Below are 14,917 nucleotides of genomic sequence, written 5' to 3'. Positions count from 1 at the left end.
GGGTGGTACCGGGTCGTACCGAGGAAGACGTACTGGACCCGCTCAGCGCTACCCGTCGAGCCGTTCGTCGACGGTGTCGGCCGCCTCGACCTCCTCGCGGGTGATCCCCAGCAGATACAGGACGGTGTCCAGGAACGGCACGTTCACCGCGGCGTGCGCGGCCTGCCGCACTATGGGCTTGGCGTTGAAGGCGACGCCCAGACCGGCCGCGTTCAGCATGTCCAGGTCGTTGGCGCCGTCCCCGATCGCCACCGTCTGCGACAGCGGTACGCCCGCCTCCGCCGCGAACCGGCGCAGCAGCCGCGCCTTGCCCGCCCGGTCCACGATCTCCCCGGTGACCCGGCCGGTCAGCTTGCCGTCGACGATCTCCAGCGTGTTGGCCTGCGCGAAGTCCAGGCCCAGCCGCTCCTTCAGATCATCGGTGACCTGGGTGAAGCCGCCCGAGACGACCCCCACCTGGTAGCCGAGCCGCTTCAGCGTACGGATCAGGGTCCGGGCGCCCGGCGTCAGCCGCACCTCGCTGCGCACCTTGTCCACCACCGAGGCGTCCAGCCCCTCCAGCAGCGCCACGCGTGCGTGCAGCGACTGCTCGAAGTCCAGCTCCCCGCGCATCGCCGCCGCCGTCACCTCGGCGACCTCCGCCTCGCAGCCGGCGTGCGCCGCGAACAGCTCGATCACCTCGTCCTGGATGACCGTGGAGTCCACGTCCATCACGACCAGCCGCTGCGCCCGGCGGTGCAGCCCGGCGGCGACCACCGCGACATCGACGCCGAGGGCCCCCGCGTCCGTCACCAGCGCGGTGCGCAGCGGCTCGGTCTCCACCCCGGACACCGCGAACTCCACCGCCGTCACCGGGTACTTCGCCAGCCGGAAGATCCGGTCGATGTTGCCGCCGGCCTTGGTGATCCGGGCGGTGATCGCCGCCGTCGCCTCCGCGGTGAGCGGATGGCCGAGCACGGTGACCAGGGAGCGGCCGAGCCCGCGCGGCCGGTTGTCGCCGAGCCCGGAGATGATCTCGGCCTGCATCTTCATCGACTCCGCCCAACTGTGGACGGTCGCCCGCACGTCGCCCTCCTGGCCCTGGGGCGGCGCGGTCACGAGCGCGCACAGCACCATCCGGCCACGGGTGACGACCTGCTCGATGTCGACCACGTCGAGGGAGTAGGCGGCGAGAGTGTCGAAGAGACCCGCCGTGATGCCCGGCCGGTCCTTGCCGAAGATCTTGACGAGAAGGGTGGGGACGTCAGAGGTCTGCGAAGCGCTCATGGTGCTCCCACGGTATCCGGCACCGAGTGCCTCGCGCGCCCGCGGTCCGCCTGGCGGACACGGCCCCGGTCCGCGCCGGGTGGCGCGATCTCGATGGCCGTACTCGCCTTCGCGCCCTCCGGGCCGAATACCGGCACATCGCCGGACGGCGGGACCGAACCCTCCGCCCCGAGGTCCGCGACCGCCGCGGTCACCGGCCCCGGCGAGCCCGCCGCGTCCGCCCGGAGCATCTGCGGCCCGAGCGCCGCCGTCCCCGCCACCTCGGTCAAAGCCCAGCTCACAGAGGTGATCGCGAACAGCGCGGCGCCCGCCTGCGGCAGCCTCGGGCCGCCCTCCGCACACGTCCCCCTCGCGTGGGGCGCCGGCCCCGGGGCGGGTTTCAACCCCGCCGGCGGGAACGACGGTTGGAGCCCGGCCCAGTCTTCACAAGGCCCGACTTTCGGTCAGGGGGTCGAGCCTGAAATAGTTCCCCCCGATGTTCGACATCCCTTGACTCCCCGCGCCGGGGGCACATCGGGGGACAACTCAGTGGGGCATGGAGTGCCGGAACTCGTACTGGAATCAAACGGACGTACCTGGACACTGGAGCCTTCCAGGTCCTACGCGCTGGGGCGCGATCCGCAGGGGGACATCGTGTTCGAGGACGCCAGGGTCTCCTGGCGGCACGCCACGATCGCGTTCCACGGCGGCGGTTGGGTCCTGGAGGACCACGGCAGCACCAACGGCACGTTCGTGCGGGGGCAGCGCGTCCAGCAGGCGGAGCTGAGCCCCGGGTCGGCCGTGCACCTGGGCAACGCGACCGACGGCCCGCTGCTGAACCTCTCCGCCGCGGCCGCCGCCGTGACCACGCCACAGGCCCCGGCACAGCAGCAGGCCGACTGGCAAAAGCCGCAGCCGCAACCACAAGCGCAGTCGCAACCACAAGCGCAGTCGCAACCACAAGCGCAGCCGCAACCCCAGCCACAGTCGCAACCCCAGCCGCACTACCCGCAGGGCACCGCGCCGCAGCAGGCCGCCGCCCCGCAGTTCCCGCGGCAGCAGGTCACCGGCGGCGCGGCGGGGGCGCCGCCGGTGTACGGCGACCGCAGCCCGACCACGTTCCACCAGTTCTCGCTCGGCCGCGTGATGCGCATCGGCCGCGCCCTGGAGAACGACCTGGTCGTCTCCGACCTCCAGGTCTCCCGCAACCACGCCGAGTTCCACGCCACGCCCGACGGCCGCATGGAGATCCGCGACCTCGGCTCGCACAACGGCACGTACGTCAACGGCCAGCCGATACCCAAGGGCGGCTCCCGACTCCTCGGCCCCGCCGACATCGTGGGCGTCGGCCACTCGACGTTCCGGATCGTCGGCGACCGCCTGGAGGAGTTCGTCGACACCGGCGAGGTGTCCTTCTCCGCCCGCCATCTGACCGTCACGGTCGACGGCGGCAAGCAGATCCTGAAGGACGTCTCCTTCGGCGTACCCGAGAAGTCGCTGATCGCGGTCATCGGCCCGTCCGGCTCCGGAAAGTCCACCCTGCTCAAGGCGCTCACCGGTTACCGCCCCGCCGACCAGGGCGAGGTGCTCTACGACAACCGGAACCTCTACAAGCAGTTCGCCGAGCTGCGCCAGCGCATCGGTCTGGTCCCGCAGGACGACATCCTGCACAAGGAGCTGACCGTCAAGAAGGCCCTCAAGTACGCGGCCAAGCTCCGCTTCCCCGCCGACACCACCGGCGCCGAGCGCGAGGCGCGGATCGACGAGGTGCTGCGCGAGCTGAAGCTCGACATCCACAAGGAGAAGAAGGTCACCTCGCTCTCCGGCGGCCAGCGCAAGCGCGTCTCGGTCGCCCTGGAGCTGCTGACCAAGCCGTCGCTGATCTTCCTGGACGAGCCGACCAGCGGCCTCGACCCGGGCATGGACCGCGATGTCATGCAGTTGCTGCGCGGCCTCGCCGACGACGGCCGCACCGTCCTGGTCGTCACCCACTCCGTGGCGGAACTGGCGATCTGCGACAAACTCCTGGTCATGGCGCCGGGCGGCTCGGTCGCCTACTTCGGCCCGCCCGAGGAGGCGCTGAACTTCTTCGGCTACGACACCTGGGCCGACGTCTTCTCCGCCTTCGAGAACTACCGCGACTACGACTGGGCCGGTCGCTGGAAAGGCTCGCAGCACTACCAGATGTACGCCGCGGACATCGACGCCGTCGCCCCGCAGGCCGTGCAGATGCCGCCCATGCAGGCGATGAGACCGCCGAAGCCGCAGGGCTGGCTGTCGCAGTTCACCACCCTGGTGCGCCGCTACACCTCGGTGATCGTCTCCGACAAGGGCTTCCTCGCCCTGATGGTGGTCCTGCCCGCGGTGCTCGGCGCGGTGAGCCTGCTCATCCACCCGGACAAGGGCCTGCTGCCCAACCCGGCCCACCCGGCCACCGGCCGGATCGTCCCGAACGGCACCGCCACCACCGTCCTGCTGATCCTCGCGGTCGGCGCCTGCTTCGCCGGCGCCGCCAACTCCGTCCGCGAGCTGATCAAGGAACGGGTGATCTACGAGCGGGAGCGCGCGACCGGCCTGTCGCGCTCGGCGTACCTGATGTCCAAGGTCTTCGTGCTGGGCATGATCACCGTGTTCCAGGGCCTGCTGGTCGGCGTGATCGGCTTCTCCAGCCGGGAGATCCCGGAGGAGGGCCTGATCCTCGGCAGGCTCACCCTGGTGGAGCTGTCACTGCCGATCATGGCCCTGGGCTTCACCTCGATGATGTTCGGCCTGATCATCTCGTCGCTGGTGAAGACCGCCGAGAAGACCATGCCGCTGCTGGTGATGTTCGCGATCATCCAGGTGGTCTTCACCGGCTGCCTCTTCGCGCTGGGCGGCACGGCCGGCGTCGACCAGTTCTCGTATCTGATGCCGTCGCGCTGGGCGGTCGGCGCCGCGGGCGCCACGCTCGACTTCAACAGGATCAGTCCGCCGGAGGAGGGCGGCGGCACCGACCCGCTGTGGGAGCACACCGTCGGCGCCTGGAGCATGGACATGGCCGCCCTGATCGCCCTCGGCGCGGTCTGCGGCTTCTTCGTGGCCCGCTTCCTGCGCCGCCACGAGCCCGAGGTCATGCGCAAGTGACCGACCCCGTACGCCCCCGAAGGGCGGCACCCCGCGAGGAGGGTGCCGCCCTTCGGCGTGCGTGCGTGTACGGGAAGAGGTCCGCGCCGACCTCAGTACGCGCTGTTGACGTTGTCGATCGTGCCGTACTTGTCGGCCGCGTAGTTGGCGGCGGCGGTGATGTTGGCGACCGGGTCGTAGATGTTCCAGGACGTGCCGGCCACGTGGTACGCCTTGAAGGTCGGCGGGATCACCTGGAGCAGGCCCTTGGACGGGATGCCGTTGATGGCGTTGATGTCCCAGTCGTTGATGGCCTTCGGGTTGCCCGAGGACTCGCGCATGATGTTCTTGTGCAGGCCGTGGTAGGAGCCCGGGATGCCCTTGGCGTCCATGATGTCCAGGGCCTCGGTGATCCAGCCGTGCAGGTTGTCCGGGTAGCTCTTGGCGGCGACCTGCTTGGTCTGGGTGCGCGCGGCGGACCGGCTGGCGGCCTGCTCGGCGGCGCGCTCCTTGGCGGCCTTGGCGGCGGCCTGCTCCTTGGCCGCGGCGGTCTTCTGCTGCGCGGTCTCGGCGACCGCCTGCTTCTTCGCCTCGATGGAGGCGACCTTCTCGCTCGTACCGGCGAGCTGGTCGGTCACGGACGCCTTGACGTCCTTGATCGGCTGCGAGCTGTACGCCACCTGGGCCGCCGGAGCGGCCTCGCTCGTGGTGGTCGTCTGGCCGCTGGCGGGCACTGCGGAGATCGCGAGGGCGGCGGCGCCCAGGGTGCCGACACCGGCGATCGCGATCTTGTGGGTGCGGGTCAGGGAACGACTATGACCACGGGTGAGGATGTTCTTGGGCATGGCGGGATAGACCTCTTCGAATAGCGCGGAGGTCGCTCTCGTCCGGCGGGGACAGTTGGTGCTTCCGGCACAAACACCGTGGAAGGGATATCCACGGCGCTGAGCGACGAAGCCATTGTTAGCGGGCGCAAAATCGCCAGGCAAAGGTGTGACGTACGATCCCGGGTAGTGGATCAGGGTCCGGCAAAACGGGGCAGACTGGGCCGTCTGCCCCGCTCAAAAGGGACGAGTCGCTCTCCTACTCCCCTTCGTACGTGACCTGCGCCCTATGCGGGGGCTCACATGGGCCGGGTGCCGTTCTCACCTTCCGTTGCTGCCGCAATGCGCAGGGTGAGTGTCTGGCGGGGAGGAGGAGAGCGCGTCTCCGACCCGCGCCACGGACAGCGGCCCACCGGGCCCGCACCCGTCGGCGGCGGGCGTTCCCTCCCGGCGTCCGTCCTGCCGTGCCCCTTCTCCCGCGCGCCGTGCCTCCGGCGTCGCCCACACCCTGGCCCCCCACAGGCGCTCACCCCGCGGGGTCGGCGGTTCCTCCGGCAGCAGCCGCAGACTCCCGGGCAGCCGTACCCCTGTTTCCGCGCGTGCCCGCACGCGCGCCCGCGCGTGGTGCCCCACCCGTCCGGTTCTGCCAGCTCGACCGCCGACCCCGCTGCTCCACCGGCACCTGTGCCGACAGGTGCGTGGCCCCGTCCCTGCGCTCCGGGCCGACGGGACGGGTCCTAGGTCCCACGGCCCAGGCCCCGGCCGCCGACGGGCCGATCCGCGCCGTCGTACCCCGCCGGTACCGTGAGGGCATGAGTCACGGCCCCCGGACCGGCCTCGCCGCGGTGAGCACCGCGCTGCTGGCCATGAGCAGGCACCTGGAGGTGCGCGACGTCCTGAAGACGATCGTCGCCTCCGCCAGAGAGCTGCTCGGCGCCCAGTACGCGGCCCTCGGCGTCCCCGACGACCACGGCGGCTTCGCCCAGTTCGTCGTCGACGGCGTCAGCGAGGAGCAGTGGAAGGCCATCGGCCCGCTGCCCCGCCAGCACGGCATCCTCGCCGCGATGCTCCACGAGCCCGGCCCCCAGCGCCTGGCCGACGTCCGCCGGGACCCCCGCTTCGAGGGCTGGCCCACCGCCCACCCCGAGCTGGCCGACTTCCTCGGCCTGCCCATCCGCGACGGCGACGAGGTCATCGGCGCGCTGTACCTGGCCAACAAGGACTGCCCCAAGCCCGACGGCGGCTGCGGCTTCACCGAGGACGACGAGGAACTCCTCGGCATCCTCGCCCAGCACGCCGCGATCGCCCTCACCAACGCCCGCCTGTACGAGCGCAGCCGCGAACTGACCATCGCCGAGGAGCGCTCCCGCCTCGCCCACGAGCTGCACGACGCCGTCAGCCAGAAGCTGTTCTCGCTGCGCCTCACCGCCCAGGCCGCCGCCCGCCTCGTCGACCGCGACCCCGCCCGTGCCAAGGGCGAACTCCAGCAGGTCGCCGCCCTGGCCGCCGAGGCCGCCGACGAACTGCGCGCCGCCGTGGTGGAGCTGCGCCCCGCCGCGCTCGACGAGGACGGCCTCGTCGCCACCCTCCGCACCCAGGTGCAGGTCCTCGACCGCGCCCACTGCGCCCGAGTGACCTTCACCGCCCACGGCGTCAGGGCGCTGCCCGCCGCCCAGGAGGAAGCCCTGCTGCGGGTCGCCCAGGAGGCCCTGCACAACGCCCTGCGGCACTCCGGCGCGAAGCTCGTCGCCGTCACCCTGGAGCGGCGCGGCTCCGGCGCCGTCCTGCGGATCGGTGATGACGGCATCGGCTTCGACCCTCGTCTGGTGCGCCGCGCCGGACGCCACCTCGGCCTGGTCTCCATGCGGGACCGGGCGAGCGGCGTCGGCGGCGGCCTGACCGTGCAGTCGGCGCCCGGCGAGGGCACCGTGATCGAGATGGAGGTCCCCGGTGGCTGACGCAATCAGGGTGCTGCTCGTCGACGACCACCAGGTGGTCCGCCGCGGCCTGCGCACCTTCCTGGAGGTCCAGGACGACATCGAGGTCGTGGGCGAGGCCGCCGACGGCGCCGAAGGAGTCGCCCGAGCGCGCGAGCTGACCCCCGACGTGATCCTGATGGACGTCAAGATGCCGGGCATGGACGGCGTCGAGGCCCTGCGCCGGCTCCGCGAACTCGACCACCCGGCGCGCGTCCTGGTCGTCACCAGCTTCACCGAGCAGCGCACGGTGGTCCCGGCCCTGCGCGCGGGCGCCGCCGGGTACGTATACAAGGACGTCGACCCCGACGCCCTCGCCGGCGCCATCCGCTCCGTGCACGCCGGGCACATCCTGCTCCAGCCCGAGGTCGCCGGCGCGCTGCTCTCCGCCGAGGGGCCCGGCACCGGGCAGGGCCGGGCGGGCACCCTCACCGAGCGGGAGCGCGAGGTGCTGGCACTGATAGCGGACGGCCGCTCCAACCGGGAGATCGCCCGCGCCCTGGTCCTCTCCGAGAAGACGGTGAAGACCCACGTCTCCAACATCCTCATGAAACTCGACCTCGCCGACCGCACCCAGGCCGCGCTGTGGGCCGTACGCCACGGCAACACGGAGGGTTCCGCTCCGGGCTGAGATTCATACCGTCGTGGGAATGTCCCCCGGATGGCGCACCCTGCGGCGGGCACGGCCGTTCTCCAGTGCGTACCGCGGCGCCCGCCGCGGTGACCACAAGGAGGGGTTGTACGTGAAGCACCTGAAGAAGGCAGCGGCCGTGACGATGGTGGCCGGCGGTCTGGTCGCCGCCGGGTCCGGCCTGGCCTCCGCCACCGACGGCGCCGCCGCCCACGGCGAGGCCATCGGCTCCCCGGGCGCCCTTTCCGGCAATGTCGTCCAGGCCCCGCTCCACATCCCGGTCAACATCGTCGGCAACAGCGTCGACGTCATCGGCGTCCTGAACCCGGCCTTCGGCAACCTCGGCATCAACCACTGACGGACCCCCACCCGCGGGCGCGCACACGCCACCCACCCCACCCGCCGCCCGCGGGCAGCCGCGCCGCATCCCGGGGGGCAGTCGTGCCGCGGGGCGGCACGGGTGGGCGCGGACGGCACCCCGCCGACGCCGGGCCGCGCACCCCACCCCCGGCACCGAGACACCTCACGCCCCGAGAAACGCCCCACACGCCCCGTAATCAAGTGGACGTGACCAAGTGGGACGTCACCGCCCACGTTCCTCCACCGCCGAGTTGTACGCCGCCACCTGCGCCCGCCGAGCCGTCCGCTCCACCGGCCGCAGCGCCTGGGACCGCGCCGCCATCTCGGACGCGCTCACCGCACCCCCGTGCCCGTTCCCGTACGCCAGCGACACCAGCATCCCCACCCGCTGCGCCAGCTCCAGCACCCGCACCGCCCGCGGCGGATACCCCGGCGCCAGCACCTCGCGCCCCGCCTCCGCCCGCGCCCGGTACGCCGCGACCGCCGCCTCCGCCACCGGCCCCGACCCGGCCACGTCCAGCTTCGTCAGCACCTCCGTCGCCTCCCGCAGCGCCTCCGCCAGCTCCCGCTCCGCCTCCCCGAGCGAGGGCACGTCCGCCGGCGGCGCCTCCCGCACCGGCAGACAGTGCCAGACCACCTCGACATGCACATCGCCCTCGGGCCCGGCCTCGTACACCTCCGGCACCAGCCCCAGCGCCGCCCCGTGACAGATCACCGCCTCCTCGGCGTCCAGCGCCCGCGCGTTGAACTCCGGCGGACCGCTCAGCCCCAGCGGATGCCCCGGCGCCGGCAGCGCCACCCGCAGCCCGGTCGCCCCCAGCCCCCGCAGCCTGCCCAGCGCCAGCGTCAGACCGACCGGCGCCGACTCGCCGGGCAGCCCCGCCACCCGGTGCACCGCGTCCTCGCCGACGATCGCCAGCACCGCCTCATCCGGAGAGACAAGTCCGGCAAGCAAGGCATTTCCCCAGGCGGCCAGGCGCCCTGCACGTGGTTCCGTGAGCATGCTCCCACCCTAAGGACCGGACCGATGGAATGGTGAAGCCGACCGGTGGCGTAGATTTCCTGAAGGGCTGCGCCCACCGGCGCGGCGGACCGAGCCACAGGCGTACGCGACAGCCGAGACCGGCCACACTGCAAGGGGAGACAACGCGCTCATGAGCGATGTTCTGGAGCTTCAGGACGTATCCGTGGTCCGCGAGGGCCGGGCTCTCGTGGACCAGGTCTCCTGGTCGGTCAAGGAGGGTGAGCGCTGGGTGATCCTCGGCCCCAACGGCGCCGGCAAGACCACCCTCCTCAACGTCGCCTCCAGCTACCTCTACCCCAGCTCCGGCACAGCCACCATCCTCGGCGAGACCCTCGGCAGGCCCGGCACCGACGTCTTCGAACTGCGCCCCCGCATCGGCATGGCCGGCATCGCCATGGCCGACAAGCTCCCCAAGCGCCAGACCGTGCTGCAGACCGTGCTCACCGCCGCGTACGGCATGACCGCGAGCTGGCGGGAGGACTACGAGGAGATCGACGAGCTGCGCGCCCGCGCCTTCCTCGACCGCCTCGGCATGTCCGAGTACCTGGACCGCAGGTTCGGCACCCTCTCCGAGGGCGAGCGCAAGCGCACCCTCATCGCCCGCGCCCTGATGAGCGACCCCGAGCTGCTGCTCCTCGACGAGCCCGCCGCCGGCCTCGACCTCGGCGGCCGGGAGGACCTCGTACGCCGCCTCGGCCGCCTCGCCCGCGACCCGATCGCCCCCTCCATGATCATGGTGACCCACCATGTCGAGGAGATCGCCCCCGGCTTCACCCACGTCCTGATGATCCGTCAGGGCAAGGTCCTCGCGGCCGGCCCGCTGGAGCTGGAACTCACCTCCCGCAACCTCTCCCTCTGCTTCGGACTGCCGCTCGTGGTCGAGCAGGTCGGCGAGCGCTGGACCGCGCACGGCCTGCCGCTGTCCTGACCCGCCCCGCTTCGCGCCCTGTCCCCACGGCGATGCGCGGTCCTACCATGACCATGTGAACGACATCGACGCATGGGTGTGGTGGCTCGTCGCCGCGGCAGCACTCGGAATCCCTCTCGTCGTGACCGCGATGCCCGAGTTCGGGATGTTCGCCGTGGGGGCCGTCGCCGCCGCGGTCGTCTCCGGGTTCGGTGCCGACGTCGTCGTCCAGGTCCTCGCCTTCGTCATCGTCTCGGTCGCCCTCATCGCCGTCGTCCGCCCGATCGCCGCCCGGCACCGCAGCCAACGCCCCGAACTCGTCACGGGCGTCGAGGCGTTGAAGGGCAGACAGGCCGTCGTCCTCGAACGCGTGGACGGCTCGGGAGGCCGGATCAAACTCGCCGGGGAGATCTGGTCGGCCCGCGCCCTCGACAACGGCCGCGCCTACGAACCCGGCCAGGAAGTGGACGTCGTGGACATCGAGGGCGCCACGGCGATCATCATCTGACCCCCGCACCACATGAGTGGGGAGAAGACGCCCCACGACAGGCGACGGTCTGTCAGACTCGACCAGCAAGATCCTCAACAGCCGTACAATGTGCACCGATCAAGGGATCTGCCGAGAGCGCCGAGGCGGAGAAGGGTACGGGGAACGACCATGCAGCCGGTCATCATCGTCTTGATCATCCTGGTGGTGTTGGTCTTCATCGCCCTGATCAAGACGATCCAGGTCATCCCGCAGGCCAGCGCCGCCATCGTCGAGCGCTTCGGCCGCTACACGCGGACACTCAACGCGGGCCTCAACATCGTCGTCCCGTTCATCGACACCATCCGCAACCGGATCGACCTCCGGGAACAGGTCGTCCCGTTCCCGCCGCAGCCGGTCATCACCCAGGACAACCTGGTCGTCAACATCGACACGGTCATCTACTACCAGGTCACCGACGCTCGCGCCGCGACCTACGAGGTCGCCAGCTACATCCAGGCCATCGAGCAGCTCACCGTCACCACCCTGCGCAACATCATCGGTGGCATGGACCTGGAGCGCACCCTGACCTCCCGCGAGGAGATCAACGCGGCGCTGCGCGGCGTCCTCGACGAGGCCACCGGCAAGTGGGGCATCCGCGTCAACCGCGTCGAGCTGAAGGCGATCGAGCCGCCCACCTCCATCCAGGACTCGATGGAGAAGCAGATGCGCGCCGACCGCGACAAGCGCGCCGCGATCCTCCAGGCGGAGGGTGTACGGCAGTCCGAGATCCTGCGCGCCGAGGGCGAGAAGCAGTCCCAGATCCTGCGCGCCGAGGGCGAGGCCAAGGCCGCCGCCCTGCGCGCCGAGGGCGAGGCCCAGGCCATCCGTACGGTCTTCGAGTCCATCCACGCCGGCGACCCGGACCAGAAGCTGCTCTCCTACCAGTACCTCCAGATGCTCCCGAAGATCGCCGAGGGCGACGCCAACAAGCTCTGGATCGTCCCCAGCGAGATCGGCGACGCCCTCAAGGGCCTCTCCGGCGCCTTCGGCAACTTCGGCGGCGGCACCCCCGGCACCCCGGGCGCCGGCACCGTCCCCGCCCAGGAACGCCGCGAGAAGCCGTCCATAGACTGAGGCGACGCCAAGGGGCGCGGGGAGCGGCGCGACAAGCCACGACGAACCCGCGCCCGAAGCACCGGCCGAGCCCTTACGGTGAAGAGGTCACGCCGCGTCCAGAGCCAACCACTCCGGCAGCGCGGCGAAGTCCTCCCGGCCCAGCGCCAGCAGCATCGCGTCGGCGGGAGTCGGCTCGAACGGCTCCCGCAGCAGCGGCATCCCCGCCTGCTCCGGCGTCCGGTTCGCCTTGCGGTGGTTGTCCTCCGCGCAGGACGCCACCGTGTTCAGCCACGTGTCCTGCCCGCCCTGCGACCGCGGCACCACGTGGTCCACGGTCGTCGCCCGCCGCCCGCAGTACGCGCACCGGTGCCGGTCCCGCACCAGCACCCCCCGCCGCGACCACGGGGCGCGTCTTCGGAACGGCACCCGTACGTACTGACAGAGCCTGATCACCCGGGGCGCGGGTATGTCCACCGCGGCTCCGCGCATGCGCAGTTCGGGATGGGCCTGCTCGACGACGGCCTTGTCCTGGAGCACCAGAACGACGGCTCGGTTCAGTGTCACCGTCGACAACGGCTCGAAGCTCGCGTTCAGCACCAGCGTGTCCCGCATGACCAGCCCACCTCCCGTGCACACCGGCCCACTCCCTGGCGGGCTTGGATCAACTCTGGCCGGGCACGCCGGGATGGACAACGAAATAAAAAGTGCCCGCCCCTGATCACTTCCAAGACCGGGGGCGGGCAAACGTTGCATGAACGTCAGTCTTCGGCGGGCACCTCGTACTCACCGATCAACTGGGCGCGGGCGATGGTGTGGAACCGGAGGTTGAAGCCGACGAACGCGGGGGTCGCCGCCGCGTCCGGGCCCAGCTTCTCCTGGTCCACGGCGTACACCGTGAACACGTACCGGTGCGGGCCGTCCCCGGCGGGCGGCGCGGCCCCGCCGAAGTCCTTGGTGCCGTAGTCGTTGCGCACCTGGACGGCGCCCTCCGGCAGCCCCGCGAACGTGCCGCTGCCCGCCCCCGCCGGCAGCTCGGTCACCGAGGCCGGGATGTCGAACACCACCCAGTGCCAGAACCCGCTGCCGGTCGGCGCGTCCGGGTCGTAGCAGGTCACCGCGAAGCTCTTGGTCTCCGGCGGGAAGCCCTCCCACCGCAGATGCGGCGAGGTGTTGCCCGCCGCGTAGACCTGGGCGTCCTGGAGCGGCTCCCCTTCCCGGACGCCCTCGCTCGTCACGGTGAAGGCCGGCACGGGCGGGTGGAAGTCATGGGGGAGCGGCCGCCGCTTGAGCTCGGTCACCTCGGTACCTCCTGGTCGGTACTGATCGATACGTGCAGTCGAAACCGAGCCTAGAACCAGTTCCGCTTGCTGCCGACCTCGGACAGCCACTGGTTGAGGTACGCCGCCCAGTCGGTCCCCTGGTAGTCGTTCAGCCCGACCGTGAACGACCGGAAGGTGTCACTGCCCTCGCTGAACAGGCCGGGCCGCTTGTCCATCTCCAGCACCACGTCCATCGCCCGCTCATCGGCGACGAAGCTCAGCTCGACCTGGTTCAGCCCCCGGTACTGCTGCGGCGGGAAGAACTCGATCTCCTGGTAGAACGGCAGCTTCTGCCGCGTACCCCGGATGACCCCGCGCTCCATGTCCGCGCTCTTGAACCGGAAGCCGAGCTGGATGAACGCGTCCAGGATCGCCTTCTGCGCCGGCAGCGGGTGCACGCTGACCGGGTCCAGGTCACCGGAGTCCACGGCCCGCGCGATCGCCAGCTCGGTGGTCACACCGATGTGCATCCCGCGCAGTGGCTGCCCGTCGATCGTCGTGACCGGCGTCTCCCAGGGGATCTCCAGCCCGAACGGCACCGCGTGCACCGCGCCCGCCTGAAGCTCGAAGGCACCCCCCAGGCGGACCTTCGTGAACTCGATGTCCTGCTTGTACTCCTGGTCGCCGCTCTCCACCTCGACCTTGGCCTGGAGCCCGACGGACAGCCCCTCGATCTGCTGGTTGACGGACCCGCCCTGAATCCGCACCTCGCCCTGGACGACACCGCCCGGCACGACGTTGTCCTCGTGCAGCACCGTCTCCACCGAGGCCCCGCCGGCTCCCAGACTCGCGAGCAGCTTCTTGAACGCCATGTGTCTCCCTCTCCCAGGCTTGACGGGTCCGAACCCTTGACCTCTACGAACGCGATACGGCCGTGGCCGGTTCCGCGCCCTTCACCCTGGCAAGTGGCCCGCCCCCGACCACCCCCGCCCGAGGCGCCACTGCGTTACGCTCGGACGGCATGATCGCGAGCCCCGACCGTACGCCCCTGCCAAGGGAGTTCTTCGACCGGCCCGTCCTGGAGGTGGCACCCGACCTCCTCGGCCGCGTCCTCGTCCGTGACACCCCGGACGGCCCGATCGCCCTCCGCCTGACGGAGGTCGAGGCGTACGACGGCCAGAACGATCCCGGCTCCCACGCCTACCGCGGGCGGACGCCCCGCAACGACGTGATGTTCGGTCCGCCCGGACACGTGTACGTCTACTTCACGTACGGCATGTGGTTCTGCATGAACCTGGTCTGCGGACCCGAGGGTCGGTCGAGCGCCGTCCTGCTGCGGGCCGGCGAGATCGTCGAGGGCGCCGAGCTGGCCCGCACCCGTCGACTCTCGGCCCGAAACGACAAGGAACTCGCCAAAGGTCCCGCCCGCCTGGCCACCGCCCTCGGCGTGGACCGAGTTCTCAACGGCACCGACGCCTGCGCCCCGGGCGACACCCCGTTGCGCATCCTGACCGGCACACCCGTCCCTCCTGAGCAGGTACGGAACGGCCCACGCACCGGCGTGGCCGGTGAGGGAGGCGTCCACCCCTGGCGCTACTGGATCGCGGACGACCCGACGGTCAGCCCGTACCGGGCCCATGTGCCCAGGCGACGCCGAAGTTGACGCGGGGTTGCGCGCCGCGTAACGTGGCCCGAGCCGCTGAACCGGGTACGGCATTCGCCTGCAGCCGGAGCGGCCACCCACTACCTACGACTTCCCCTCAGCGGGGATGAATTCGGCGTGCTCGCATGCCTGAATTCGAGCCGCGGAAGCCCGATTATGAATCGGTCGGGGAATCGGCTAACGTAGTGAATGTCGAAAGGCCGCCGGGCGAAAGCCCAAAGCCTCACGGCAATCCCGCCGACAGGGAATCGGATCGGAAAAGGATCTGATAGAGTCGGAAACGCAAGACCGAAGGGAAGCGCCCGGAGGAAAGCCTGAGAGAGTCTCTCGGGTGAGTACAA

The 14,917-nt window shown here is 71.0% G+C and carries 14 protein-coding genes; 8 read left to right on the top strand and 6 right to left on the bottom strand.

Annotated features, from left to right (window positions below):
- Positions 1-48 precede the first annotated feature (48 nt).
- Entirely contained in the window at positions 49-1,266 is a 1,218-nt protein-coding gene (serB, locus tag ACFY32_RS06990; protein WP_359204688.1) for a phosphoserine phosphatase SerB, read from the bottom strand.
- Between the two features lie 540 nt (positions 1,267-1,806).
- Between serB and ACFY32_RS06985 the strand changes: the two genes are divergently transcribed.
- Positions 1,807-4,368 (top strand): FHA domain-containing protein, encoded by a 2,562-nt coding sequence (locus ACFY32_RS06985; RefSeq protein WP_390673617.1) that lies wholly within the window; start codon positions 1,807-1,809, stop codon positions 4,366-4,368.
- A gap of 92 nt (positions 4,369-4,460) precedes the next feature.
- Here ACFY32_RS06985 and ACFY32_RS06980 read toward each other — a convergent pair whose 3' ends face one another.
- Positions 4,461-5,192: a transglycosylase SLT domain-containing protein gene (locus tag ACFY32_RS06980; protein ID WP_390673616.1), complete on the bottom strand. Its 732-nt coding sequence runs from the start codon at positions 5,190-5,192 to the stop codon at positions 4,461-4,463.
- 791 nt (positions 5,193-5,983) lie between these two features.
- On the opposite strand from ACFY32_RS06980, the gene ACFY32_RS06975 reads away from it, so the two are divergent.
- From ACFY32_RS06975 to ACFY32_RS06965, 3 genes are all read left to right on the top strand, one after another.
- The gene (locus ACFY32_RS06975) at positions 5,984-7,129 is read left to right on the top strand and encodes a GAF domain-containing sensor histidine kinase (protein ID WP_390673615.1); all 1,146 of its coding nucleotides are present in this window, start codon (positions 5,984-5,986) and stop codon (positions 7,127-7,129) included.
- Positions 7,122-7,778: a response regulator transcription factor gene (locus tag ACFY32_RS06970; RefSeq protein WP_359204700.1), complete on the top strand. Its 657-nt coding sequence runs from the start codon at positions 7,122-7,124 to the stop codon at positions 7,776-7,778. The genes ACFY32_RS06975 and ACFY32_RS06970 overlap by 8 nt, the downstream gene beginning before the upstream one ends.
- A 112-nt stretch (positions 7,779-7,890) precedes the next feature.
- Positions 7,891-8,136: a chaplin gene (locus ACFY32_RS06965; RefSeq protein WP_359204703.1), complete on the top strand. Its 246-nt coding sequence runs from the start codon at positions 7,891-7,893 to the stop codon at positions 8,134-8,136.
- 225 nt (positions 8,137-8,361) lie between these two features.
- Here the strand turns inward: ACFY32_RS06965 and ACFY32_RS06960 are convergent, their stop codons facing one another.
- Positions 8,362-9,141, bottom strand: coding sequence for a hypothetical protein (locus ACFY32_RS06960; RefSeq protein WP_390673614.1), 780 nt, complete (start codon positions 9,139-9,141; stop codon positions 8,362-8,364).
- Between the two features lie 151 nt (positions 9,142-9,292).
- On the opposite strand from ACFY32_RS06960, the gene ACFY32_RS06955 reads away from it, so the two are divergent.
- From ACFY32_RS06955 to ACFY32_RS06945, 3 genes are all read left to right on the top strand, one after another.
- Positions 9,293-10,090, top strand: coding sequence for an ABC transporter ATP-binding protein (locus ACFY32_RS06955; RefSeq protein WP_359204709.1), 798 nt, complete (start codon positions 9,293-9,295; stop codon positions 10,088-10,090).
- Positions 10,091-10,145: 55 nt separating this feature from the next.
- Positions 10,146-10,577, top strand: coding sequence for an NfeD family protein (locus tag ACFY32_RS06950; RefSeq protein ID WP_359204712.1), 432 nt, complete (start codon positions 10,146-10,148; stop codon positions 10,575-10,577).
- Between the two features lie 150 nt (positions 10,578-10,727).
- Complete coding sequence (locus ACFY32_RS06945) at positions 10,728-11,672, top strand: SPFH domain-containing protein (RefSeq protein ID WP_359204715.1); 945 nt, start codon at positions 10,728-10,730, stop codon at positions 11,670-11,672.
- An 87-nt stretch (positions 11,673-11,759) separates the two neighbouring features.
- On the opposite strand, the gene ACFY32_RS06940 is transcribed toward ACFY32_RS06945, so the two are convergent.
- From ACFY32_RS06940 to ACFY32_RS06930, 3 genes are all read right to left on the bottom strand, one after another.
- Positions 11,760-12,266, bottom strand: coding sequence for an HNH endonuclease (locus ACFY32_RS06940; RefSeq protein WP_359204717.1), 507 nt, complete (start codon positions 12,264-12,266; stop codon positions 11,760-11,762).
- A 146-nt stretch (positions 12,267-12,412) separates the two neighbouring features.
- The gene (locus ACFY32_RS06935) at positions 12,413-12,952 is read right to left on the bottom strand and encodes a YbhB/YbcL family Raf kinase inhibitor-like protein (RefSeq protein ID WP_390673613.1); all 540 of its coding nucleotides are present in this window, start codon (positions 12,950-12,952) and stop codon (positions 12,413-12,415) included.
- Positions 12,953-13,002: 50 nt separating this feature from the next.
- Positions 13,003-13,785: a sporulation protein gene (locus ACFY32_RS06930; RefSeq protein ID WP_359205001.1), complete on the bottom strand. Its 783-nt coding sequence runs from the start codon at positions 13,783-13,785 to the stop codon at positions 13,003-13,005.
- A gap of 149 nt (positions 13,786-13,934) precedes the next feature.
- Here ACFY32_RS06930 and ACFY32_RS06925 point away from each other — a divergent pair, with 149 nt between their 5' ends.
- On the top strand, positions 13,935-14,576 hold the full coding sequence (locus ACFY32_RS06925; protein WP_359204998.1) for a DNA-3-methyladenine glycosylase: 642 nt from the start codon (positions 13,935-13,937) through the stop codon (positions 14,574-14,576).
- The last annotated feature ends 341 nt before the right edge of the window (positions 14,577-14,917 follow it).

Source organism: Streptomyces sp. NPDC000134 (assembly GCF_042899225.1).
Taxonomy (GTDB): Bacteria; Actinomycetota; Actinomycetes; order Streptomycetales; family Streptomycetaceae; genus Streptomyces.
The sequence above is the reverse complement of the archived record's forward strand: the minus strand, read 5'-3'. Positions and strand labels throughout refer to the sequence as shown.

Excerpts from the sequence above, each read along its gene's own strand:
- ACFY32_RS06940 (WP_359204717.1), bottom strand. The coding sequence starts at position 12,266 with ATGCGGGACACGCTGGTGCTGAACGCGAGCTTCGAGCCGTTGTCGACG.
- serB (WP_359204688.1), bottom strand. The coding sequence starts at position 1,266 with ATGAGCGCTTCGCAGACCTCTGACGTCCCCACCCTTCTCGTCAAGATC.
- ACFY32_RS06945 (WP_359204715.1), top strand. The coding sequence starts at position 10,728 with ATGCAGCCGGTCATCATCGTCTTGATCATCCTGGTGGTGTTGGTCTTC.
- ACFY32_RS06980 (WP_390673616.1), bottom strand. The coding sequence starts at position 5,192 with ATGCCCAAGAACATCCTCACCCGTGGTCATAGTCGTTCCCTGACCCGC.
- ACFY32_RS06925 (WP_359204998.1), top strand. The coding sequence starts at position 13,935 with ATGATCGCGAGCCCCGACCGTACGCCCCTGCCAAGGGAGTTCTTCGAC.
- ACFY32_RS06955 (WP_359204709.1), top strand. The coding sequence starts at position 9,293 with ATGAGCGATGTTCTGGAGCTTCAGGACGTATCCGTGGTCCGCGAGGGC.
- ACFY32_RS06975 (WP_390673615.1), top strand. The coding sequence starts at position 5,984 with ATGAGTCACGGCCCCCGGACCGGCCTCGCCGCGGTGAGCACCGCGCTG.
- ACFY32_RS06960 (WP_390673614.1), bottom strand. The coding sequence starts at position 9,141 with ATGCTCACGGAACCACGTGCAGGGCGCCTGGCCGCCTGGGGAAATGCC.
- ACFY32_RS06930 (WP_359205001.1), bottom strand. The coding sequence starts at position 13,785 with ATGGCGTTCAAGAAGCTGCTCGCGAGTCTGGGAGCCGGCGGGGCCTCG.